Annotated in this window: 17 protein-coding genes and 1 pseudogene; 9 read left to right on the plus strand and 9 right to left on the minus strand. The window is 69.2% G+C overall.

The window, feature by feature from the left end:
- Positions 1 to 463: pseudogene (locus MVA01S_RS19075) on the plus strand (amidohydrolase family protein); the annotation flags it as partial.
- Position 464: 1 nt separating this feature from the next.
- On the opposite strand, the gene MVA01S_RS19080 reads toward MVA01S_RS19075, so the two are convergent.
- Positions 465 to 2,288: a sulfatase-like hydrolase/transferase gene (locus MVA01S_RS19080; RefSeq protein ID WP_060941666.1), complete on the minus strand. Its 1,824-nt coding sequence runs from the start codon at positions 2,286 to 2,288 to the stop codon at positions 465 to 467.
- A gap of 95 nt (positions 2,289 to 2,383) precedes the next feature.
- Here MVA01S_RS19080 and MVA01S_RS19085 point away from each other — a divergent pair, with 95 nt between their 5' ends.
- A complete protein-coding gene (locus MVA01S_RS19085) occupies positions 2,384 to 3,634 on the plus strand; it encodes a saccharopine dehydrogenase family protein (protein WP_003928132.1) in 1,251 nt (416 codons plus the stop codon).
- Positions 3,635 to 3,637: 3 nt separating this feature from the next.
- Here MVA01S_RS19085 and MVA01S_RS19090 read toward each other — a convergent pair whose 3' ends face one another.
- The 4 genes from MVA01S_RS19090 to MVA01S_RS19105 are packed head-to-tail and all read right to left on the minus strand — an operon-like array spanning position 3,638 to position 10,861.
- Positions 3,638 to 5,689, minus strand: coding sequence for an FAD-dependent oxidoreductase (locus MVA01S_RS19090; protein WP_435405920.1), 2,052 nt, complete (start codon positions 5,687 to 5,689; stop codon positions 3,638 to 3,640).
- Positions 5,686 to 8,865 carry an ATP-binding protein gene (locus MVA01S_RS19095; RefSeq protein WP_003928135.1) on the minus strand — a complete coding sequence of 1,060 codons (3,180 nt, stop codon included), beginning with the start codon at positions 8,863 to 8,865 and terminating at the stop codon, positions 5,686 to 5,688. Before MVA01S_RS19095 ends, MVA01S_RS19090 begins: the two co-directional genes overlap by 4 nt.
- Positions 8,862 to 9,398: a hypothetical protein gene (locus MVA01S_RS19100; protein ID WP_003928136.1), complete on the minus strand. Its 537-nt coding sequence runs from the start codon at positions 9,396 to 9,398 to the stop codon at positions 8,862 to 8,864. The genes MVA01S_RS19095 and MVA01S_RS19100 overlap by 4 nt, the downstream gene beginning before the upstream one ends.
- Positions 9,395 to 10,861 (minus strand): hypothetical protein, encoded by a 1,467-nt coding sequence (locus tag MVA01S_RS19105; protein ID WP_003928137.1) that lies wholly within the window; start codon positions 10,859 to 10,861, stop codon positions 9,395 to 9,397. The genes MVA01S_RS19100 and MVA01S_RS19105 overlap by 4 nt, the downstream gene beginning before the upstream one ends.
- 83 nt (positions 10,862 to 10,944) lie before the next feature.
- Between MVA01S_RS19105 and MVA01S_RS19110 the strand changes: the two genes are divergently transcribed.
- Both MVA01S_RS19110 and MVA01S_RS19115 read left to right on the plus strand, forming a co-directional pair.
- Positions 10,945 to 11,643, plus strand: a complete 699-nt coding sequence (locus tag MVA01S_RS19110; protein ID WP_003928138.1) for a hypothetical protein — start codon at positions 10,945 to 10,947, stop codon at positions 11,641 to 11,643.
- A complete protein-coding gene (locus MVA01S_RS19115; protein ID WP_003928139.1) occupies positions 11,640 to 12,692 on the plus strand; it encodes a polyprenyl synthetase family protein in 1,053 nt (350 codons plus the stop codon). Before MVA01S_RS19110 ends, MVA01S_RS19115 begins: the two co-directional genes overlap by 4 nt.
- Before the next feature lie 4 nt (positions 12,693 to 12,696).
- On the opposite strand, the gene MVA01S_RS19120 is transcribed toward MVA01S_RS19115, so the two are convergent.
- The gene (locus MVA01S_RS19120) at positions 12,697 to 13,266 is read right to left on the minus strand and encodes a TetR/AcrR family transcriptional regulator (protein WP_003928140.1); all 570 of its coding nucleotides are present in this window, start codon (positions 13,264 to 13,266) and stop codon (positions 12,697 to 12,699) included.
- A 108-nt stretch (positions 13,267 to 13,374) separates the two neighbouring features.
- Here MVA01S_RS19120 and MVA01S_RS19125 point away from each other — a divergent pair, with 108 nt between their 5' ends.
- From MVA01S_RS19125 to MVA01S_RS19145, 5 genes are read left to right on the plus strand one after another with little or no spacing between them, the layout of a single operon-like run.
- A complete protein-coding gene (locus MVA01S_RS19125; RefSeq protein ID WP_003928141.1) occupies positions 13,375 to 14,385 on the plus strand; it encodes an NAD-dependent epimerase/dehydratase family protein in 1,011 nt (336 codons plus the stop codon).
- Positions 14,382 to 16,604, plus strand: a complete 2,223-nt coding sequence (locus MVA01S_RS19130) for an acyl-CoA dehydrogenase family protein (protein ID WP_003928142.1) — start codon at positions 14,382 to 14,384, stop codon at positions 16,602 to 16,604. The genes MVA01S_RS19125 and MVA01S_RS19130 overlap by 4 nt, the downstream gene beginning before the upstream one ends.
- A gap of 33 nt (positions 16,605 to 16,637) precedes the next feature.
- Positions 16,638 to 17,846 (plus strand): thiolase family protein, encoded by a 1,209-nt coding sequence (locus MVA01S_RS19135; protein ID WP_003928143.1) that lies wholly within the window; start codon positions 16,638 to 16,640, stop codon positions 17,844 to 17,846.
- 8 nt (positions 17,847 to 17,854) lie between these two features.
- Entirely contained in the window at positions 17,855 to 18,289 is a 435-nt protein-coding gene (locus tag MVA01S_RS19140; RefSeq protein ID WP_003928144.1) for a Zn-ribbon domain-containing OB-fold protein, read from the plus strand.
- On the plus strand, positions 18,286 to 18,699 hold the full coding sequence (locus MVA01S_RS19145; RefSeq protein ID WP_003928145.1) for a nuclear transport factor 2 family protein: 414 nt from the start codon (positions 18,286 to 18,288) through the stop codon (positions 18,697 to 18,699). Before MVA01S_RS19140 ends, MVA01S_RS19145 begins: the two co-directional genes overlap by 4 nt.
- Before the next feature lie 24 nt (positions 18,700 to 18,723).
- Here the strand turns inward: MVA01S_RS19145 and MVA01S_RS19150 are convergent, their stop codons facing one another.
- From MVA01S_RS19150 to MVA01S_RS19160, 3 genes are all read right to left on the minus strand, one after another.
- The gene (locus tag MVA01S_RS19150) at positions 18,724 to 20,040 is read right to left on the minus strand and encodes an MFS transporter (RefSeq protein ID WP_003928146.1); all 1,317 of its coding nucleotides are present in this window, start codon (positions 20,038 to 20,040) and stop codon (positions 18,724 to 18,726) included.
- The gene (locus MVA01S_RS19155; protein ID WP_003928147.1) at positions 20,000 to 20,875 is read right to left on the minus strand and encodes a putative hydro-lyase; all 876 of its coding nucleotides are present in this window, start codon (positions 20,873 to 20,875) and stop codon (positions 20,000 to 20,002) included. The genes MVA01S_RS19150 and MVA01S_RS19155 overlap by 41 nt, the downstream gene beginning before the upstream one ends.
- A 29-nt stretch (positions 20,876 to 20,904) precedes the next feature.
- A partial coding sequence (locus MVA01S_RS19160) for an adenylate/guanylate cyclase domain-containing protein (RefSeq protein WP_060941668.1) occupies positions 20,905 to 21,935 on the minus strand: 1,031 nt, incomplete at its 5' end.

A 21,935-nucleotide genomic window follows, 5' to 3' on the forward strand; every position in this document is an offset into this window, starting at 1 on the left:
CATCGGCTGGATCCCGTTCTATCTCGACCGTAGCGACCGGCACTACACGAACCAGAAGTGGCTGCGCCGGGACTTCGGCGACAAGCTGCCCAGTGACGTGTTCCGCGAGCACTCGCTGGCCTGCTATGTCACCGACAAGACCTCGCTGAAGCTGCGCCACGAGATCGGCATCGACATCATCGCGTGGGAATGCGACTACCCGCACTCGGACTGCTTCTGGCCCGACGCGCCCGAGAAGGTGCACGCCGAACTGCTCGGGGCCGGGGCTTCGGACTCCGACATCAACAAGATCACCTGGGAGAACTCCTGCCGGTTCTTCGGCTGGGACCCGTTCAAGCTGACTCCCAAGGACCAGGCCACCGTCGGGGCGTTGCGCGTCAAGGGCGCCGACGTGGACGTGTCGATCCGGCCCAGGGCCGAGTGGGCCCGGCTCTACGACGAGAAGCGGTTCGCCAACGCGTGATTCAGCCCAGCAGCCGCCGCAACGCGCGCACCGGCGACCGCCGTGCCGGTTGCGGCGGCTGACGGCGGGCGTACGGCCACGGTCTGTTCCGTTCCGGGACGGACTCGGCGCGCACGTGTTTCAGGCGGGTCCGTAGATGCGCCCGCAGTTCCCGTAGCTCCGGGTCGGTCCACCGGTTGTGCGCCTCGATCGGGTCGGCACTGAGATCGTAGAGCTCCCACTGGTCATCGAGCGGATCGGTCCGGTAGGTGGGCCCGCCGCGGCGGTCAGTGTCCAGGTTCCGCACGCCTGGTTCGGTCCAGGTGCCCGGGTCGTCGAACGAGCGCACCAGCTTCCACACGTGCCCGCCGCCTCCCGCCGTCGTATCGTCGCCGACCCGGGTCACCAGCCCCTCGAAGTTGGCGGCGGTGTGCGCCAGGATCCGGATGCGCAGCGGCGCCGGGACTTTCGAGGTCAGCTTCAGGGTGCGCGCCAGGCCTGAGGCGCCGGTGTCGCCCTCGAGCACGTTGTCGCGGGTCATCAGATACACGGGACGGTCGTCATCGGCGGGGCCGCCGTCGACGACCGGCATCAGATCCCGTCCGGGAAGTGGGTGCACCTCGGAGAAGGACCGCGCCAGCGCGGCGGCGGTCGCGTCGAGGTCGACACCCGCCGCGGCGAGGACGGTCGGGACGACGTCGACGTGTGACGTCGGCGCGGTGACGGTGCGCGGTGCAGTGGGCCGGCTTCCGACCCTGGCGATGACGAACGGTACCCTCGTGGCCTCGTCGTAGAGGTTGAACCACTTCTGGTGCAACCCGCCGTGGGCGCCCAGCAGGTCGCCGTGGTCGGCGGTGCGCACCAGCACGGTGTCGTCGGGTCCGGCGCCGGTACCGCCTTCGGTGACCGCTCGCCGCACCCGGTCGATCGGGGTGTCCACCTCGGCGTGAAGCCGGTGGTACAAGTCGCGGTAGCGCTGGGCGTTGCGCCGGTAGGTCCGTTCGACGAACCGCGCCGGGCCGTAGCCGGAGTAGTAGGCGTCGCGGAACGCGCTCTGCGCAGCGGGTTTGGTGGACAGATCCTCGTCTGCGGTCGGCGCGGCCGGGACCGGGGGAGGGTCCAGCGGGGACGCAGGCAGCGGGTTACGCCGGGCCCAGGCCGGGAACAGCACGATGTCGTGCGGATTGACGAAGCTCGCCACCAGCAGGAAGGGCCGCATCGCGGCGGGATCGCCGGCACGTCGGCGTGCGTAGCGGTCTTCGAGCCAGGCGACCACCCGGTCGGCGATCAGCGGGTCACGGCGGATCCCGGCGTCGGAGAGCTTGGCGCCGTGCGGTTCCGGCCCGACCCAGCCTGAGAAACCATACGGGGCAAGGGGATCGGCGTCGAGATACCGGCCCACGGCGGCATGGTCGACCGTGCCGCGGTCGTCGTTGGTGGCCAGTGCCTCCCCGGTGCGCGGGTCGGTCAGATCGGCGTGGGAGATGTGCCATTTGCCGTCGTAGTGGGTGTCATAGCCCGCGGCGCGCAACCAGTTGCCCAGTGTCGGCACCTCGCCCGCACGCAGCCACCGCAGGCGGGAATCGTTGTAGGCCTTGCCGAGCCCGTCGGTCTGCGTCACGCCGTGCAGGTCGGGGTAGTGGCCGGTGAACAGCGTGGGCCGGGACGGCACACAGGCGAGCGAGCCGGTGTAGTGGCGGGTGAAGCTGACCCCGTTGTCGTCGAACCAATTCCTGCCGACCAGCGTGCGGCGCCGCCAGGCACGCACCGCATCGGATTCATACGGCGGTGCCGCCCGCTCCTCGTCGGTCATGATGATGACGATGTCGGGCTGTTCGGCGCTCATGGCTTTCCTTTCACGCGGTCACCGTAGCCGGGCGGTCCCCGGCAGTCGCCCGGTTTCCCGCCGAAGTGCGGATTTCCCCGGTAGCGTTTTCTGCCGTGGGGGCGGTCCGCGACCTCGATATCGTGCTCTACGGGGCCACCGGTGCTGTGGGGTCGCTGACGGCGCGGTACCTCGCCGGCCGCGCGCCCGGAGTCCGCGTCGGCCTGGCCGGCCGGTCGCGAGAACGTCTGGAGGCGCTCAGGCGTTCGCTGGGCGAACCGGCCGGGCAATGGCCGCTGCTCGTCGCCGACGTCGGAGCCGGGTCGTTGCAGCCTGTCGCCGCACGGACCCGAGTGCTGCTCAGCGCGGTCGGACCTTACGGGCCACACGGAATGGGAGCGGTCGAGGCGTGCGCGGCGACGGGCACGGACTACCTCGACCTGGCCGCGGAGGTGCCGTTCGTCCGGCGCAGCATCGACACGTGCCACGAACAGGCGGCTGCCACCGGGGCCCGTATCGTCCACTCGTGCGGATTCGATTCCATCCCTTCGGATCTCACCGTGTATGCGCTGCACCGTCGGGTCGCCGCGGACGGCGCGGGAGAGTTGGCCGACACGACGTGCGTGCTGCGTAACGCCGTCTACGCCAGCGGGTTCTCACCCGGCACCGTCGACACGATGATCGAACTGATGCGCACCGGCTCCGGTGACGCGCACACCCGGAGGCTGCTCGACGATCCCTACAGCCTGAGCCCCGATCGTGCGGACGAGCCGGATCTGGGTCTGCAGCCCGACGTGTCGCTGCACCGCGGTGAGGAAGTGGCACCGGAACTGGAAGGGCTGTGGCTGAGCGGCTATCTGATGGCCCTGTACAACACGCGCTGTGTCCGCCGCAGCGCGGCGTTGATGGGTGGGGCCTACGGGCCACGCTTCCGGTATCGAGAGACCGCGAGCATGGGCTCCTCGCCGGTCGCGCCGGTGATGGCGCTGATGACCAACGCCACCATCAGCGGCGCGGCCAGGCTCGGCGGCCCGTACCTCCAGCTCTTTCCGCCGGGCACGCTGAGGGCGCTCACCGCGCGTCCCCGCACGGGACACGCGGACTCTTCGCGTGGCCACTACCGGGTCGAGACCTACACGACCACTTCCGGGGGTGCGCGATACCTGGCGCGCATGTCACAGGCGGGCGACCCCGGCTACGCGGCGACCGCAGTGCTGTTCGGTGAGAGCGCGCTCGCGCTGCTGCTCGACCGGGACCGGTTGCCGCCGCGCGCAGGAGTTCTCACCCCCGCGTCGGCGATGGGCGACGCGTTGCTCGCGCGGCTGTCCGCCGCCGGGGTGCCCGTCGAGGTCGTCCGCCTGCGGTGACCGTCACGGTAGGTAGAAGCCCCTGATCCGGAAGCGGTGTCCGCGGCCCAGCAGCGCGTTGGCCGCCTGCAGGCCGGAGATCACCGCGGCTTCGATGCATCCGGCGTTGACCCCCGAATCGGTCCAGTCGCCTGCGAGCACCACGTTGTCGTAACCGCTCTCGTCGGAGCGCAGCCGGAATCTGTCCGATCCGGGGACGGATTGGACGTAGCGGTCCGACGGGTCGATGTTCACGCTGACGTGCTGGGTCTGCAACGCCTCGACGCCGTGGCGGCCACCGGCGCCGCAGAGCAGGTGCCAGGCGAATCCGTCGTCGCCGACCGCGCCGGGCAGGTACAGGCCCACGTGTGCGTCGAGGTAGGCGGCGGCTTCTTTCAGCGTGGTCTCGTGACAGCGGGACACATACCCGTCGTGGTCGCCGAGACCGGGCTGTCCTGCCCGGAGGGCGCCGCAGAAATAGGCGACGGTGTGCGGTCGGTCGTCCTCGGGCCACTGCTCGGCCCACAGGGTCTGGGGCATCGACGCCCAGGTGTCGAACGGGGCGACATAGCCGCTCGTGGTGACCCCGGGCAGACGCCAGCCGAGCGCGTCCTCCTGCGGCCTCAGCCACAGCTGGAACGCCTGGGTGGCCACCGTGCGCACGTGGGTGGTCATGGCGCGCCAGTGCGGGTTGTCCTCGATCAGCTCGGCGGCGATGACTCCGAGCATCCCGACCGAGGTCGCAACGACGATGTCGTCGAAGTCGGATCCCCGACGCAGCACCCGGGTCTCCGCGTCCGGCGCGCTGTCGAAGTGCGATTCGGCGTCACCGATCACCGAGCCGCGGGCAAGCTGATCGGACAGGGGGCGGTCGGGGAAGACCGGCAGTTCGCCGATTCTGATGAGCGGTGCGTACTCGGTGACGCCGTCGGCCAGCCGCGCCTGCCGGCCCAGCGTCACCGAATCGACCACCCGGTGCGACCGGTCGAGGTGCAGCGCGTCGACGCGGTGGAAGAACTCGAACCGGACTCCGCGTCGGTGCAGCACCTGGTAGAGGGGGGCGATGACGATGTCGCCCATACCGGCGGTCATCTTCCAGAAGAACGCGCCCTTGTACTGGAACAGTGCGATGCCGGTCAGCAGGACGGCGACACCGGCCGCCAGTGCGGGACGTTCGGGATCTCCGTCGATGTAACCGAACACGATGTCGTACAGCCCGCGCACCAGCGGGAAGTCGGACACCGCGGGATGTGCGCCGTGCCGGCCGATCCACGCGCAGAAGTCCTCGTCGTTGATGGCGCGGAAACCCCGCGGGTCGGTCAGCAAGCCGTCGCAGACGATGCCGCGGACGGTGGCGGTCTCCAACGACAACAGCAACCAGAGGCGTCGGGAAGCGGGCCTCTGCTCGTGGTCGAGTGCCGCGCGGATCACCGTCTGCGCGCGCAGCAACATGTCGGCCGGCGCGCTCGACGGCGCCGGCGACGACGCGTCGACCAGACCCGTCAGTACCGCCGACACCACGCTGTGGATCACCTCCAGCTGCGCCGGTCCGCCCGGCAGCGGCGCGGCGTCGCCGTTCGGGGAGCGTAAGGACTCGGCGAACGCGAGAACCAGCCGCAGCGCGCGGATCGCGAACTCGACGGCGGTGAACTCCCGTCCTGTCGAGTCTGATTCGCCGGGCAGGTCGTCGCCGGCGGGCAGGCGCCCCGGCCACACCGACCAGTGGTCGTCCGCTTTCTCGGCGATCCCCAGGGAATGCGCGGGCACGAACGCCTGGTCCCACGCCTGGATCGGTGACTCCGGATCGGTTGTCGCGCGGTCGAGTTCGGTGTAGCACTCGCGAAGCAGATGAAACGCGTTGTCGTAGCATCCCAGCCACACGTGCAGGCCGTGTTCCTCGATGCGTCCGTGGACACCGCGGCTGGAGGCGGCCTTGCCGCCCAGCCGCCAGCCGCGCTGGTACACGGTGACCGACTCGAAGCGTTTCTGCCATCCCGGTTCGCTCAATCGCCACGCCGCGCTCAACCCGGCCATCCCGCCGCCCAGGATGGCGACGCGCCGTCGTTTCGCGGTCACCTCAGCAGTGTCCGCGCGCGCAGTGCCTCCGGAACTCTCGACCCGGCCGGAAGCCGCGCGATCGCGTCGACAAGCGTCTGTCGCGCGGTGTCACCGAGAAGAGCGAAATCGTCGATGGCCGCGCGGAGTTCGAGGAGGCCGGCGCCCTGACGCCGGGCCAGCTCGACCGATGCGCAGAGATGCTCGTGCCGGGTGTCGGCGTCCGCGAACGTCTGTGCGCGAAGTCGCAGCAGCTCGGCGTCATAGAACTGAATCCACGTGTCCTGTCCCATCTTCAGTGACACGTCCAGGCATTCCCGGGCGTCGTCCAGATCTCCCACGGCGATGAGCAACCGCGCCAGGACGGCGTCGTACATCGCCAGGAACGTCATCACCTCGAACGCCCGCCATGTCCGGACGACGGTCCGCATCGTCTCGATGTGGTGGGCCAGCACGGAGCGGTCGGTCTCACCGTCGGCCAGTGCGGCCATCGCCCGTCCGCCGCTCTGTTGGCTCCAACCGACCATCGCCCACTCGTCGAAGTCGTATTGCTTGGCCAGACAGATCAGTTCGGTACCCAGGTCCGCACACCGCGCCGGGCTCCCGGTCTCGGAGCGTACCAGCGCCTCGATCGAGCGTCCGTAGCACAGGCTGAAGGCGCCCCGGGGGAATCCGACTGCCAGGCTGCGTGATTCCATCGACCGCAATGCCGCTTCGGCGCCGTCCAGATCGCCCTGGACGAATCGCACGAAGGCGAGGAACGAGTACATCCCGCCGACGGGATCGTTGGGCCCGTAGTAGATCAACGACCTGGGCGCGTTCTCGGCGGATGCGGCGGCTTTCTCCAACATCTCGCGAGCGCCGTCGAAGTCCCCGCGGAACCCGGCGAGGATGCCCAGGGTCGCGGCCATCCCCGAGGCGCCTCTGGCCGACTTGGCGGCCTTGGCCTGCAGGGTCTCGGCCAGCTGGGTGCTCCGGCGAAGGTCGCCACGGGCGGTGTAATAGATCCACAGCGCGTTGAGGGTGGCGAAGAGCTCGGGCGTCGGATCGGGCCCGATCAGCTCAAGGCAGCGCTCGAACTCGGCGGCGGCGTCCTGGCTGGAATGCCCCTGGGCGGCGGACGCGAGGTGCCCGGACTCCAGCCGCAGCGCGATCTCCCGATGGTCGCGTTCGCGGCCGGGCTTCTCCATCGCGACGTTGCCCAGCGCCTTGGCCAGATGGCCGCGCGCCTCGGTCAGTGCCCCGCGCCGGCGTGCGTCGGTCGATGCGTGCTCGTAGGCGGTGGCCGCCTCGCGGTGCCGGCCGGCCGACTCGTAATGCTGTGCCACCAGGGACCATTCGGGAGTCGTGCGATCGGCGTCGGCGACCATTGCGTCCGCGATGCGGCTGTGCAGCCGGCTGCGCACGGTCGGCGGGGACACCTCCACCGCCACCTCGCGCAACAGTTCGTGGCGGAACCGCCAGCTCTGCTCGTCGATCGGCTCCACCACCCTGGTCTGGGCCAGACCGGTCAACGCCGCGTCGACGGCGTCGAGGTCGAGATCGAGCACCCGGGACAGCAGCCCCCGGTCGAACCTGCTGCCCATCAACGCCGCGGCGCCGACGAGGCGCAACGTGTGGGGCCGGGAGTGCAGGCGCGCGAACAGCGCCTCGTACAGCGTGTCGGGAACCTGCGACGAACCGGCTTCGGGGTGGTCCTTGAGCCGCGCCACGACCTCTTCGATGTAGAGCGGGATCCCGTCGCAGCGTGTCCGGACCGCCTGGCGCGCGTCGACGGCCAGGTCCGGGTGCAGCTTGCCGACCAGTTCGTCGGCCTCGTCGTCGTCGAGGGGCGGCACATCGCACACCGTGACCCGCTCACCCAGCGGCGGCAGGCTGCGGCCGGTGACGACCACCATCAGGGTGCCGGTGCCCGCCCCGAGCAGGGTCGTCAGCACCTCGACGGTGTCGGGGTCGAACCAGTGCACGTCGTCGGCGAGGACCAGCGCGGGCCCGGGCTGCAGGCAGGCCCGCAGATACTGCTGCACCGCCCCGAAGATCTGCCCGGACAGCTTCGCACCCTCGGATTCGACAGCCTCGTAGCCGCTTTCGGCGCCGATGCCCAACACCGGGGCCAGCAGCGGAACCACCGTCCGCACGGGCAGCGAACGCTGCTCCACTTCGGCTTCCAGCGCCCGCAAGCGCTCGGCGGGATCGCTTTCGCGCTGAATCCCGCAGCGCCGTTCCAGCAGCCGCCGAACCGGGCGCAGGCCGACGTCGGCGTGGAACGGGGAGCCGTACAGCCCGAGTACGACTGCGCCGTCCCGCTGGGCCATCTCCACTGCGGCCTGTGCCAGTCGCGTCTTGCCCACGCCGCCCTCGCCACGAAACGCGACGCACGGCGTGTCGAGCGCGTGGGCGCGGGCCTGCTCCCAGCACGCGCGCAGATGGGCGAGTTCGCGTTCGCGCCCGACGAGTGGCGCGCCGGCGCCGATCAGCGCGTCGCGCTCCCCGGTGACCCGAAAGGTCGTGATGGGGTCCGGCACTCCCTTGACCGTCTGCGGCGGGCGGATGTCGCTGTCGAAGGTGTCGCGGACGACCCGCTCGATGGCCTCGGAGATCGCCACAGATCCGGGATCGGCCACGCTGCACACCCGGGCCGCGAAGTTGGCGCCCAGCCCGTAGATGTCGGCCTGCACGGTGTCGAGGTAGACCAGCCCCCGGTGCACACCGACCCGGACGTCGATCCCGAAGCCGAACCGGCGCTGCACCAGCACGCTGAGTTCGGCGATCGCCGCCACGATGTCCAGACCGGAACTCACCGCACGGTGCGCGTCGTTCTCGTGGGCCTTCGGATGTCCGAACAGCGCGAGCAGACCGTCGCCCTTGGTGGAGGCGATGTGGCCCTCGTAGTGCTCGACGAGACGGACGACAGCCTCGCGGTAGCGGCCGATCACGGTGCGGTACACCTCGGGTTCGATGCGGGTGGACAGCGCGGTCGAGTCCACGAGATCGACGAACATGATCGTGAGCCGGCGGATCTCGTCGTGGTCACCGGGAGCCGCCAGCAGCAGTTCCTCGGCGTCGGCATTCCCGCCGTCCACGGCCAGCACCTGATCGGCCAGCACGCCCGCGGTTCGCCGGTCACCCAGGTTGATCGCCTCCACCGCCCGGTTCAACAGGTCGTCGATCAGCGGTGGGCCGCCGCGGGCGTTCACAGTCCGACGGTGACCGACACCTCGTCGGGCACCAGATCCTTGGGCGACGGGTTCGTCGCGGTCGCCGCGGTGGTCAGCCTCACCGTGCCGAAGTAGTTCGATCCGATGAACCGGTAGTCGCGGAGGACGATCCGGAACTTGTCCAGCCCCGCGGGCAGGAACGGCGGGTCGAACCCGACGGCGGGTGGCTGAATAGTGCTCTTGGGCAGGCCGACCCGAACGAGCGGGCCGACGAACTCCAGGTTACGTGCGTACGGACGCGGGGCGATCGTGATGTCCTCCGAGGGTAACGGTGGGCCGAGTTCTGCAGGCGCGCAGTGTCGCCCACCTTGGAGCAGAGCCTCCAGCCACGCCACGTAGGCCTTCGTGCTCGCATCGGTCAGGCTGTGGATGAGGCTGATCCGCCCGTCGATGCCGAGTCCGTCTGCCGAGTCGCTCTGTGCGGAAGCGGTGATCCACAGTTGCGTGGTGTCCTGGATGAACTTCTGGGCGGCGGCCCGCTGTGCGTCGATCGGATTGATCGGTGTGTTCACTTGGCCCCTCCCTTCGGCTTCGACAGTGCCAACAGAATCCGCCACGGCTCGCCGGCGAGGCGGGCGCCGACCTCGGCGCTGTACTGCGCGAGGTCGGCGAGCGTGAGTTGGCCGTTCATCCATTTGTCGGTGACGGCCAGCTGCGCGGTGCTCATCTCCTGGACACACTCGGCGGTCATCGTGATGACGGTGGATGCCGCGGAGTGCTCCGGGTGCGGCGCCGAGGCTGAGGGGCCGGCGGTGCCGGGGATCTCGGGTGTGTCGAGCCACGGGTAGCGGTACTCGCCTTGGGTTGTAGGACGTTTCGCCGCACCGAGGAGCATCTCCATTGCTGCGTGGGCGTATCCGAAGATGCAGACGAACCGCGCCTGCACGTAGGGGCGGATCCCCTCGATGCGCACCACCTTGCGGGTGCGCAGTTGCACCGGAGGCTGGTCGGGGTCACCCTCTGGTGCCCGCATGTTGATGTAACCCCGGTCGACGGTGATCTGCCCGTCGCCGAAGGGGTCCGGAACCGGGTCGTTGAGGTCGTAGTCCAGTCGGGCGCTGGGGTTGCCGGGAGGATCCACGGTGGTCTTGTACGACTTCAGCATGGTGCGCAGCCGAATGCCGACCGGCGGCGGGAAGGCGCAGATGCCGACCGTCTCCAGCACCCGTCGCCAGCCGTCGGTGCGCAGGTTGCGGTAATCCATGTGGCAGAAGAACGCCGGATAGTTGCCGCCCCAGTTTCGGGGGTCCGCAACGGCTTTGACCTGATTCAGCGAGACGTCGTGCGACGTGAACTCCGTGTCGACGACGATCGCCGCCCGGCCGTCGACGGTGACCACGGTGGGCAGGCACAGCGGCACCGCCGCCGCGTCGGCGCTCAGCACACCGAGTGCGACCAGTGCCTGCGCCACCTCGTACCAGTCCTGCCAGCGGGTGAATTGATTGGCGAACAGCGCGATGACGGCCTCGACCTCGATCTCGGCCTCGAACGTGGTGTCGGCCTCGAATGCGGCGTCGCCGCGGGCCGCGGGTGGGGCGGGGCGGTCGCTGGTGCCAGAGCTGGTGCCGGGGTCTGGGTCGCGGTTGTCGGGCGCGAGGAGAGGCAGCAGCTCGGCCAGTAGGTTCCGCCAACGGGGGATCGTCGGGTCCACGAACGGAAGGGTCACCCCGTCGGGCACATTGGCGATCAGGTGGGTCACCGCGCCGAGGGCGTACATGAGCCGCGACGCCTGGGGCGCGGTGGGCCGAGGTGTGCCGGGGGCGTCGATCAGCTCCCGGATCGCGCGGGCCGGATCGGCGTCGACCTGCGGCACGCCCGGCAGAACGAACGCGAGGAGTTCGCGGTACCACTCCGGGTTCGCAGAGCACCCGGGAAGGAAACGGTCCGCGATCTCCGCGACGCGTCGGTCACCGGTCCGGACGGTCGCGGTGTCCAGAGATCCCTGAAGTTCGAGTATCGCGCGCAGTACCGACATGCCCCCTCCAGCTGTCGTGTGCGCAGCTAGCATACCTTTTTAAAGGCGTTGGCGCGCGTGGAATTTCGAGGGGGGCGGAGCGCATGGACGCAGCGGGCGGGGGTGTCGGAAGTGGGTCCAGCAACGATCTGCCATGGGCGTCGGTGTTTGATTCGGCAGCAAATTTGCGGGCGCTCAGTGCGATTCAGGCGGAGGGTTTCCGTGCTGCGAGCGAACTCGTCGATCGGTTCGTGAGGATGGCCTCGACCGGTATCGGCGCGAACGGTCGACAGGCACAGGCGGTTACCGTGCCGGCGGCAGAAGATCGCGCGGACCTGTTCGGGGCCACCGGGTTGGAACCCTTCGTGGCGTCGTGGTGGCTGCTGGTCGACCAGTTCCTCAACCTCTCGTCGCCGCTCCGCGAGCAACGCCCCTCGGGAGAGGAAGCCACGATGGACCTTGCGGCCGCGACGGCATCCGGCGGGGTGCGCCTGGAGCTCGCCCCGCCGGGCGTAGCAACCGCCGAGATGTGCTTGCGCAACAGCCAATACGTTGATCTGGGAAATATCAGGTTGCGGTGTGGCGGCCTGCTGGCCCACGACGGTGCGCAGATCGGTGCAGACCGTGTGCGGTTCGAGCCCGAGATCGTGCCGATGCCGGGGCGCAGCAGTCGTGGCGTCATGGTGCAGATCGAGTTGGGATGCGGTGCGGTCCCGGGCACCTACCGCGGCATGGTCCTGGCCGACGGCCACCCCGATGTGTGGCTGCCAGTGGTCCTGGTGGTCCAAGTGGGCGTGCCGTGACGGGCACGGTCGGCTCGGCCGGACTGGTCGCCGACGTGGAGGACCATCTGCGCGCCGTGGCCAAAGCGGTGCGCCGCGGGATGCTCGACGCGATCCCCGACGGTGAACCCGTGGACTGGTTGTACGGGCCGATGCGCGAGTACCCGTCGCGTCCGGGCAAGGCGCTGCGGCCGGCGTTGTGCCTGTCGGCCAGTCGCGTGTTCGGCGCGCAGGCGGACGTCGTGATGGACGTCGCGCTCGCCATCGAACTGTTGCACAATGCCTTCCTCGTCCACGACGACATCGCCGACGGCAGCCAGATGCGCCGCGGCAGGCCGACGCTCGGCGCGACGCACGGCATTGCCGCGGCACTCAACGCCGGTGACGGTCTGGCCGTGGTGGCAGGTCAGGTACTTCGCAGGGCGACACGACAACTCGACGACGATCTGGCCGAGATGGTGTGGCGCGAGTTCGACACCATGGCTATGCGCACCCTGGAGGGTCAGGCCATCGAAGTCGGTTGGCAGCTGGACCATGTCGAGGGTCTGGGCCCCGCGGACTACCTCGAGTTGATCATGCGGAAGACGTGCTGGTACACCACGATCCACCCATTGCGGGTCGGCGCCCTGATCGGGTCGAACGGATCCGCGGACCTTGCGGCGCTGGTGGGCTTCGGATTCCACTTCGGCGCGGCGTTCCAGATCCGCGACGACCTGCTCAACCTCGTCGGTGACGAGCGCACCTACGGCAAGGAGATTCTGGGCGACCTGTACGAGGGCAAACGCACCCTTGCGCTGATGCATCTGATGTCGGCCGCCGTCGGGGCGGACAAGCGGATCGTCCTCGAGTACCTGCGGCAGAACCGGTCCGGGCGCACCGAAGTCATGGTCGCCAGGGTGCGCGCGTTGATGGACGACTACGGCAGCATCGACTACACCCGCGAGTACGCCGAGGGGATCCTGATGGTCGCCGAGGACTATTTCGATCACGCGTTCGCGGCCGCGCTGCCCGGGCCGGACCTGGATTTCCTTCGCTCCCTGGTGCCCTACGTGTGGGCCCGCTGGCGGTGACGCCTCATCCCGGGGTGCCCAGCACGGTGCGGGTGATCGACTCGGCGCGGTGGGGCGGGAACGACCGGCCCTCACCGAGTATCGCGTAGACGATGCCGCCGACGATCGCGTCGGCGGCATCCCGGGCCGCATCGGCGGCGAATCCGGCGTCTGCCAAGCGGTTCTGCACCGAATCATGCAGCGGACGGCTGAAGCCGGCCCGCAGGCGGGCCGCGGTGTCCGGATTCTCCATGCCCGCAGTGGTCAGGATGCGCAGCATCGCGTTGCCGCGCGCCGTGGTCAGTGCTGAGGCCAGGGTGACCGCCCATGTGCACACGTCGGCGACCACGTCGCCGCTGTGGTCGACGGGCGCCAGGATGCGGTCGGCGTCTTCGAGCAGGACGTCGGCGACCAGCGCGTGCCGGCTGGGCCACCAGCGGTAGATGGTCTGCTTGCCGACGCCTGCCCGGGCGGCGACCGCCTCGATGGTGAGTTTGTCGAATCCCCGCTCCATCAGCAGCCGGCGGGTGGCGTCGATGATCGCCACGCGGGACTTCTCGCTGCGCCTGCGTGGCGCCGCGGTCTCGGCGGCCATCACGAGCGTCCGGCCTGCTTTACACGGTGGGGCATCGCCCGTAGTGTGCCACAAGACGAGACGTTGCGTCTCGTTTGACCGCATGAAGGAGAGCCGGGTGGGGCGGTAATGGCGGGAACCAAGCTGGTGATAGGCGCCAGCGGCTTCCTCGGGTCGCATGTCACCAAGCAGCTGGTCGCCGACGGCGAGGACGTGCGGGTGATGATCCGCACCACCAGCTCCACCCGCGGGATCGACGGGCTGCCCGTCGAGATCCACTACGGCGACATCTTCGACACCGAGGCGTTGCGTGCCGCGATGGCCGGCTGCGATGTCGTCTACTACTGCGTCGTCGACGCCCGCCCCTGGCTGCGCGATCCACAACCGATGTGGCGGACCAACGTCGACGGACTGCGCACCGTCCTCGACGTCGCAGCGGAGGCCGATCTGCACCGATTCGTCTTCACCAGCTCAATAGCGACGATCGGTTTGGCCGACGGTGGTCTGGCCGACGAGGACACCGCCCACAACTGGATCGACAAGGGCGGCGCCTATGTCCGGTCCCGGGTGCAGGCCGAGGAGATGGTGCTGCGGTACTGCGCCGACAACGATCTGCCCGCGGTCGCGATGTGCGTGGCCAACACCTACGGTCCCGGTGACTTCCTGCCGACTCCGCACGGTGGGATGCTCGCCGCCGCGGTGCGCGGCAAGCTGCCGTTCTCCATCAGCGGGTACGCGGCCGAGGTGGTCGGCATCGAGGACGCGGCGCGGGCGCTGATCCTGGCCGGACAGCGCGGACGGGTGGGGCAGCGCTACATCGTCAGCGAGAGGTTCATGAGTACGCGCGAGCTTCACGAGATCGGTTGTGCTGCGGTGGGGGTTGCGCCACCGAAGTTCGGTGTGCCGATCCGTCTGATGTCCGCGGCCGGGTATGCGAGCGAGGCCGTGGCCCGACTGCGGGGCAGGGACACCATGCTGACCCCGCTGAACATCCGGCTCATGCACATCATGTCGCCGATGGATCATTCCAAGGCGGTCCGGGAACTGGGGTGGCGGCCGCGGCCAGTCGCAGAGGCGGTCGCGGCCGCAGCGCACTTCTTCCGCGACCGGCGACAGCGCGCGGCCGAGGGAGCCCGATGAGCATCGGCCTGACGCCCGAGCAGGAACAGTTGAGCAGCGCCGTCACACAGTTTGCGGCGCGGCACGCGCCGATCGACAAGACCCGAGGGTCGTTCGACGCGTTGGCCGCCGGAGAGCTTCCACCCTGGTGGGATCAGTTCGTCGCCAACGGCTTCCATGCCGTGCATCTGCCCGAGGAGATGGGCGGGCAGGGAGGCACGCTGACCGACACCGCATGCGTGGTCGAGGCCGCAGCACTCGCGCTGATCCCGGGTCCGGTGCTGCCGACGGTGACTGCGGGTGCGGTCGTGCTGCTGGCCGACGCGACACCGGCCCGGCAGTCTCTGCTCGGCGCGCTCGCCGAGGGCGCACCCGCAGCGGTGATCCTGCCGGGGGACAACGACTTCCAGGCCGTCCGGACGCCAGAAGGCTGGCAGGTCAGCGGTTCCTGCGCCCCAGCACTGGGCATCCGCTCGGCCCGGACGATCATTGCCGCCGCACCTGCCGGCGACGACGTGGTCTGGTTCGCGATCGATCCGTCGCGACCGGAGGTGGAGGTCGGGACCCGCCTGGGCACCGACCGGACCGTCGACGTCGCAGTGGTGCATCTCGACGGCTACCTGTGTGACGGCGACGCCGTGCTGACCGGCATCGACGGCGAGCGGGCCCGTTGTGTCGCGGTCGCGCTGGCGGCGAGTGCCTCCTCGGGTGTCGTGCGCTGGTGCGTGCGGGCGATCACCGACCACCTGCGCACACGTGAACAGTTCGGACGTCCGATCGGGACGTTCCAGGCTCTGCAGCATCAGGCGGCGATGCTGCTGGTCCACAGCGAGCTGGCCACCTCGGCGGCATGGGACGCGGTCCGGTCAGCCTCCGAGGACCTGGTGCAGAACCGCATCGCCACCTGGGGTTCGGCACTGATGGCGATCTCACCGGCCCCTGATCTGGTCCTCGACACCCTGACAATGTTCGGCGCCATCGGCTACACGTGGGAACACGACCTGCACCTGTACTGGCGCAAGGCCACCAGCCTGGCCGCGTCGATCGGGCCGGCCGGCCGCTACGCAGAGGCGCTCGGCGAGCTCACCCGCACGCAGAGCCGGGACGTCTCGGTCAAACTCGGTGACCTGGACTCCGAGTTCCGGCACCGCGTGGCGACGACGCTGGACGAAGCGAGCGCCCTGCACAACGACAAGCCGGGACGTCAGGGTGACTACGACAACCTCGCCACCGGCCCGCAGCGGACACTGCTGGCCGAGGCCGGACTGATCGCCCCGCACTGGCCGAGACCGTGGGGGGTGGAAGCCACCCAACGCCAGTTGCTGATCCTGGACGAGGAATTCGCCAAACGGCCCGGCCTGGTCCGGCCGTCGCTCGGCATCGCCGAGTGGATCCTGCCCGCACTGATCAGCTCGGCGCCCGACCACGTCCAGCAGCGGCTCATCCCGCCGACGCAACGCGGCGAACTCGGCTGGTGCCAACTGTTCAGCGAGCCCGGTGCGGGTTCGGACCTGGCATCGCTGACCACGCGGGCGACGAAGGTCGACGGCGGTTGGCGGATCAACGGACACAAGATCTGGACGTCGTCGGCGCACACCGCCGACTACGGGGCGCTGCTGGCGCGCACCGATCCCGATGCGGCCAAGCACCGCGGCCTCGGCTACTTCGTCATCGACATGAGCTCCGAAGGTATTGAGCTGCAACCGATCAGGCAGGCCACAGGAGAGGCGCACTTCAACGAGGTGTTCCTGACCGACGTGTTCGTGCCGGACGAACTGCTGCTCGGCGGGCCGACGGACGGGTGGAACCTCGCCATCGCGACGATGGCGCAGGAGCGGGTGGCCATCAGCGGCTACGTCAACTTCGACCGGGCCGGCATCCTGCGTGGCCTGGCCGCGCAGCGGCGTCCCGACCGGTCGCGGGTGCTGGCGGCGCTGGGCGAGGCCGACGCGTACGCCAACGCGATCAAGGTGCTGGCCCTGCGCGAGGTCATGCGACTGCTCGACGGGCAGGCCGCGGGGCCGGCATCGAGTATCGCCAAGGTGGCCATGAACGTGATGCTGCGCCGCATCTTCACCGCGACGCTGGAGCTCAGCGCGCCGGCGGCGCTGGTCGAGGACTCCGACCCGGCGGTCGTCGAACCGTACTTCCACCTGCCCGCCGAACTGATCGGCGGCGGTACCAAGGAGATCCAGCTCAACATCATCGCCCAGATGATTCTCGGACTGCCCCGCGCGTGAGCGGAGCGGGACAACGATGCGAAGGAGATGACCATGGGGCTGCGCGGTGACGCCGCGATCGTCGGATTCGTGGAACTGCCCCCCGAGCGGCTCAACCAGGCCACCCCGGCGCCGTTCATGTTGGAGCAGTGGGCCGAGCTCGCGGCCGCGGCACTCGACGACGCCGGGCTCCCCGGTGAGTCGGTTGACGGCCTGGTCACCACCCACCTGAGCGAGTCGGAGATCTTCGTCCCGTCCACGGTGGCCGAATACCTCGGTGTGCGTGCGAATTTCGCCGAGATGGTCGACCTGGGGGGTGCCAGTGCGGTGGGCATGGTGTGGCGGGCCGCCGCGGCGATCGAACTGGGCATCTGCGATGTGGTGCTGTGCGCAATCCCGGCGCGCTACCTGACCCCGACGTCGGAGAAGAAACCCAAGCCGCTCGTGGACGCGATGTTCTTCGGCGCGTCGAGCAACCAATTCGGCTCTCCGCAGGCCGAATTCGAGATCCCCTACGGAAACCTCGGCCAGAACGGGCCATACGGTCAGGTGGCGCAGAGGTATGCGTCGGTATACGGCTACGACGAGCGCGCGATGGCCAAGATCGTGGTGGATCAGCGGGTCAACGCCAACCACACCGACGGGGCGATCTGGAAGGACAAACCGCTCAGCATCGAAGACGTGCTGGCCAGCCCGGTGATTGCCGACCCACTGCACATGCTCGAGATCGTGATGCCGTGTCTCGGTGGCGCCGCGGTCGTGGTGGCCGGCGCGGAGGTGGCGGCCAGGGCCAGGAACCGCCCGGTGTGGATCAAGGGATTCGGCGAGCAGGTGCCCTACAAGACCCCCACCTACGCCGAGGATCTGCTGCAGACGCCGATCATCCGGGCGGCCGACACCGCGTTCGCGATGTCAGGTCTGAGCCGGCAGCAGATGGACATGGTGTCGATCTACGACTGCTACACAATCACCGTGCTGTTGAGCCTGGAGGACGCCGGCTTCTGCGAGAAGGGCAAGGGCATGGAGTTCGTCTCCGAGCGCGACCTGACCTTCCGCGGCGACTTCCCGCTGAACACCGCGGGCGGTCAACTCGGCTTCGGGCAGGCGGGCAATGCCGGGGGAATGCACCACGTGTGCGACGCGGCCCGCCAGATCATGGGCCGGGCCGGGAAGGCGCAGGTAGCTGACTGTCACCGCGCGTTCGTCTCCGGCAACGGCGGCATCCTGTCCGAACAGACCACGCTCGTGCTGGAAGGGGACTGACGATGAGCATGCCCACCTTCGAACGGCCGATGCCGGTGAAAACGCCGACGACGGCGCCGTTCTGGGATGCGCTCGCCGAGCACCGGGTGGTGATCCAGTACTCGCCCTCGTCGCAGTCCTATGTGTTCTATCCGCGCGTGCGGGCGCCGCGCACGCTGGCCGACGACCTGCAGTGGCGGGAGATCTCGGGCATGGGCACGCTGTATTCGTTCACCGTGGCGCGGCGCCCGGTCGGTCCGCATTTCGCCGACGCGGTGCCGCAGCTGCTGGCCATCGTCGAATGGGACGAGGGGCCGCGGTTCTCCACCGAGCTGGTCAACGTCGAGCCCGAGGACGTGACGATCGGCATGCGGGTCAGCCCGGTGTTCTGCGACTACCCGGAGCACGAGGTGACGATGCTGCGTTACGAGCCGGCCCGGCGCTCGGATGGAACCGCTGTATGACGACCCACGAGGACCGTCGGCAGATCAGCGACGTGCTGGTGCGGTATGCGACCGGCATCGACCGCCGTGACTGGCCGCTGCTGCGCACCGTGTTCACCGAGGACTGCGAGCTCGACTACGGGGAGATCGGCACGTTCGTGGGAGTGGACGCCGTCGTGCAGTTCATGACCGAGACCCACCGGATGGCCGGTCACACACTGCACCGGATCACCAACCAGGCTGTCGACGTCGACGGTGAGACCGCCACCGCGCGTGCCTATGTCGACGCGCTGATCATGGCACCGGACAACACGTCCGGGGTCAATGCCGTCGGCTTCTACGACGATGAACTGCTGCGCACCGACATGGGCTGGCAGATCAGGCGTCGCCGCTTCACCCTGGTGTTGATGCGGACGGTCAAGCCAGGATGAGGTCTACCGGCCGGGGCTGAACATTCAGTCCGACACCAGTTTTCGCAGCGGCTTACGCGCGGTCTCCCGCATGGTCAGCACGGTCAGGAACGTGATGACGGCCGCGGCGATGACGTAATAGGCCGGTGCGAGGTCGTTTCCGGTCCGCGACACCAACCACGTCGCGACGTACGGGGCGGTGCCGCCGAACACCGCCACCGACACGTTGTATCCGATCGAGTAGCCGCTGGAGCGCACCCGGGTCGCGAACAGTTCGGCGCCCGCGGCCAGAGAGGCGCACACGAACACCGATTCGATCGCGGCCAGCCCCGCGTGGGCGGCGATCGCTGCGGTCAGTGAGCCGGTGTTGAGCAGCAGGAACAACGGATAGGACAGCAGCGCGAAGGCGATCGACCCGGTCAGCAGCATCGGTTTGCGCCCGATCCGGTCCGACAACGCGCCCAGCGGCGGGATGAGCACGATGCCGACCAGGCTCGCGACGGTGATCGAGAAGAACGCGTCGGTCTTGGTGAAGCCCAGCGTCTCGGTGAAGTAACTCGGCAGGAACGTGTAGACGAGGTAGAAGCCGACGTTGTGGACGACCACGAGGCCGATGATCTGCAGGATCGGCCGCCAGGACGTGGTGACAGCCTCCTTCAGCGGCGAGGTCGACACCTCGCCGGCCTCGCGCAGCGCCTCGAACTCGGGGGTGTCATTCAGGCGCAGCCGAATGTAGAGGCCCACCACGCCCAGGAGGCCGGCGATCAGGAACGGGATCCGCCAGCCGTAGCTGTCCATCGCCGACTCCGACAGCAACGTCTCCAGGGCGGTGACCGTCAGCGACCCGAGCAGGAAGCCGACGACAACCGACCAGACCAGGAACGACACAACGAAGCCACGGTGCCTGTCGGAGGCGTACTCGGCCAGAAAGCAGGCGCCGCTGCCGTACTCGCCCCCTGCGGAGAAGCCCTGCAGGCAACGCATGAGTAGCAGCAGGATCGGGGCCAACACGCCGATCGAGTCGTAACTCGGGATCAGGCCGATCGCCAGCGTGGACGCCGACATCAGCAGGATCACCAACGCCAGCACCTTCTGGCGGCCGATGCGGTCGGCCAGCGGGCCGAAGAAGAAGCCGCCCAGTGGCCGCATGAAGAACGCAGCCGCGAAGATCGCGAAGGTGCTCAGCAGCGCCGCCGTTTCGTCACCGGGCGGGAAGAACTTCGCCGCGATGTAGGTGGCCAGAAACCCGTAGATCGCGAAGTCGAACCATTCGACGGCGTTGCCGATGGCCGCGGCGCGGACGGCCTGGGCGACGGACCCCTCACCCTTGGTGGTGGGTCGGATCTTCTGCTCGACGTTCACCGGTGTCCTCCTGGAGCTGCTCGATGTCTTCGCTCGCGGCACTGTCGTAGTGCGCGTGCATCCGGTCGGTGATGAACATGTGTCCCGGCGCGTGAAAGATGGCCAGCGGCAGCCTCGCCCGCTGCGCCACGACCTGTGGCGTGACGCCGCACGCCCAGAACACGGGCACGTCGCCTTCGTCCGGGGCCACCGGTCCGCCGAAATCCGGTACGTCGAGGTCGGCGATGCCGAGCGCTGCGGGGTCACCGACGTGGACGGGACGCCCGTGCATCGCGGGAAAGCGCGCGGTGACCTCGATCGCCCGCGCGACGTCGCAGCGGGGTAGCGGCCGCATCGAGACGACCATCGGCCCGTCGAACGGCCCGGCAGCCCGACACGGCCGGTCGGTGATGTACATCGGCACGTTGACCCCCTGCATCTGATGCCTCAGCGGCAGTCCCTCTGCCTCCAGAGCCCATTCGAAGGTGAACGAGCATCCGAGCAGGAACCCCACCAGGTCGGGTCGCCAGTACCTGCTGATGTCGGCGGGTTCGTCGGTGCATATGCCCCTGTGCAGCACCCGGTAGCGGGGGAGATCGGTGCGGATGTCGGCGTCCTCGGCGAGGCCGGCGGCCCGCGGTGAGCCGGTGTCGGTCACCTCCAGGAGGGGACACGCGATCGGATTGCGCACGCAGAAGCGCAGGAAATCGATCGCGAACGCCTCGGGCAGCACCACCAGGTTCGCCTGCGCATAGCCGGGGGCCAGGCCGCTGGTGGGAGCGGTGTGCGTGCCCGCCCGGATCGCGGCACGCGCGGCAGCAGCGGGCGTCGTGTGTACTGCCGCTGCAGAACGCATGCGTGTGCATTCCCGCTCCGGGCCGCGGCCTAACGTCGCAACGGCGAGTGGATCGCGGTGACGTCGGAGCGTCCGCGCAGCGTGACCTCGCCTTCGGGAGACCACTGTTGCTGCTCGTCGGGGGCGGCCCGGTTCAGCGCCGCACCCGACGACAGGGTTCGGCCGGCGAACTCCTTGGCGCAGTCGGCCAGCCGGGCGGCCTCGTTGACGGCGTCGCCGACCACCGTGTACTCGTAGCGGTTGTGGGCGCCGATGTTGCCGGCGAACACCGGCCCGGCCGACACCCCGATGCCGAAATCCACTGGCAGCCGGCGCAAGTGCGCGGCCAGTGCGCGGGCGGTGGCCAGTGCGGCCGAGGCGGGGTCGTCGATGCGCAGCGGCGCACCGAACACCGCCAGCGCGGCGTCGCCCTGGAACTTGTTGACCAGGCCGTGCCGTCGGTCGACCTCGGCCACGACGATCTGGAAGAACTCGTTGAGAATGCCGGCGACCTCGTGGGGCTCCCGCTCGGTGGCCAGCCGGGTCGAGCCCACCAGGTCGATGAACAGGATTGCGATGTCACGTTCGTCGCCGGCGGCCGCGTCGCTGTGCGAGGTGGACTGTTCGACCGCCCGCCGGGCAACCTCCTCTCCGACGTGGCGTCCGAACAGGTCGCGCAGCCTGTCGCGCTCCTGCAGGCCGGCGACCATCCGGTTGAAACCGCTTTGCAGCCGGCCGATCTCGGACCATTCGTAAACCTCGATGCTGCGGTCGATCTCGCCTTTCTCGACGTCGGCCATCGCGTCGACCACCTGGTCGACCGGATCGGAGATCGACATCGACACCAGCAGCATCGAGCGCAGCCCCAGCACCACGGCGACCAGCGCCAGCACCAGCAGGGCGAGTTCTATCGGCGACGACTCGTCGAGCAGCCAGTGCTGGGACCGCAGGATCAGCAGCACGGCGATCGCCGAGCCGGGCAGCGCGGTGCAGACCACCCACATGATCAGCAGCCGGGCCCGCACGCCGGGCGCAGCCGGGCGGTCGGCGTCGGCGGGCACCGCTGCGCGCAGCGGCCGCA

The organism is Mycolicibacterium vaccae NBRC 14118 = CIP 105934, from assembly GCF_001552715.1.
GTDB lineage: Bacteria > Actinomycetota > Actinomycetes > Mycobacteriales > Mycobacteriaceae > Mycobacterium > Mycobacterium vaccae.

Coding starts and splice junctions, on each gene's coding strand:
- MVA01S_RS19105 (WP_003928137.1), bottom strand. CDS start 10,861: ATGTCGGTACTGCGCGCGATACTCGAACTTCAGGGATCTCTGGACACC.
- MVA01S_RS19130 (WP_003928142.1), top strand. CDS start 14,382: ATGAGCATCGGCCTGACGCCCGAGCAGGAACAGTTGAGCAGCGCCGTC.
- MVA01S_RS19135 (WP_003928143.1), top strand. CDS start 16,638: ATGGGGCTGCGCGGTGACGCCGCGATCGTCGGATTCGTGGAACTGCCC.
- MVA01S_RS19155 (WP_003928147.1), bottom strand. CDS start 20,875: ATGCGTTCTGCAGCGGCAGTACACACGACGCCCGCTGCTGCCGCGCGT.
- MVA01S_RS19080 (WP_060941666.1), bottom strand. CDS start 2,288: ATGAGCGCCGAACAGCCCGACATCGTCATCATCATGACCGACGAGGAG.
- MVA01S_RS19145 (WP_003928145.1), top strand. CDS start 18,286: ATGACGACCCACGAGGACCGTCGGCAGATCAGCGACGTGCTGGTGCGG.
- MVA01S_RS19140 (WP_003928144.1), top strand. CDS start 17,855: ATGCCCACCTTCGAACGGCCGATGCCGGTGAAAACGCCGACGACGGCG.
- MVA01S_RS19125 (WP_003928141.1), top strand. CDS start 13,375: ATGGCGGGAACCAAGCTGGTGATAGGCGCCAGCGGCTTCCTCGGGTCG.
- MVA01S_RS19120 (WP_003928140.1), bottom strand. CDS start 13,266: ATGGCCGCCGAGACCGCGGCGCCACGCAGGCGCAGCGAGAAGTCCCGC.
- MVA01S_RS19110 (WP_003928138.1), top strand. CDS start 10,945: ATGGACGCAGCGGGCGGGGGTGTCGGAAGTGGGTCCAGCAACGATCTG.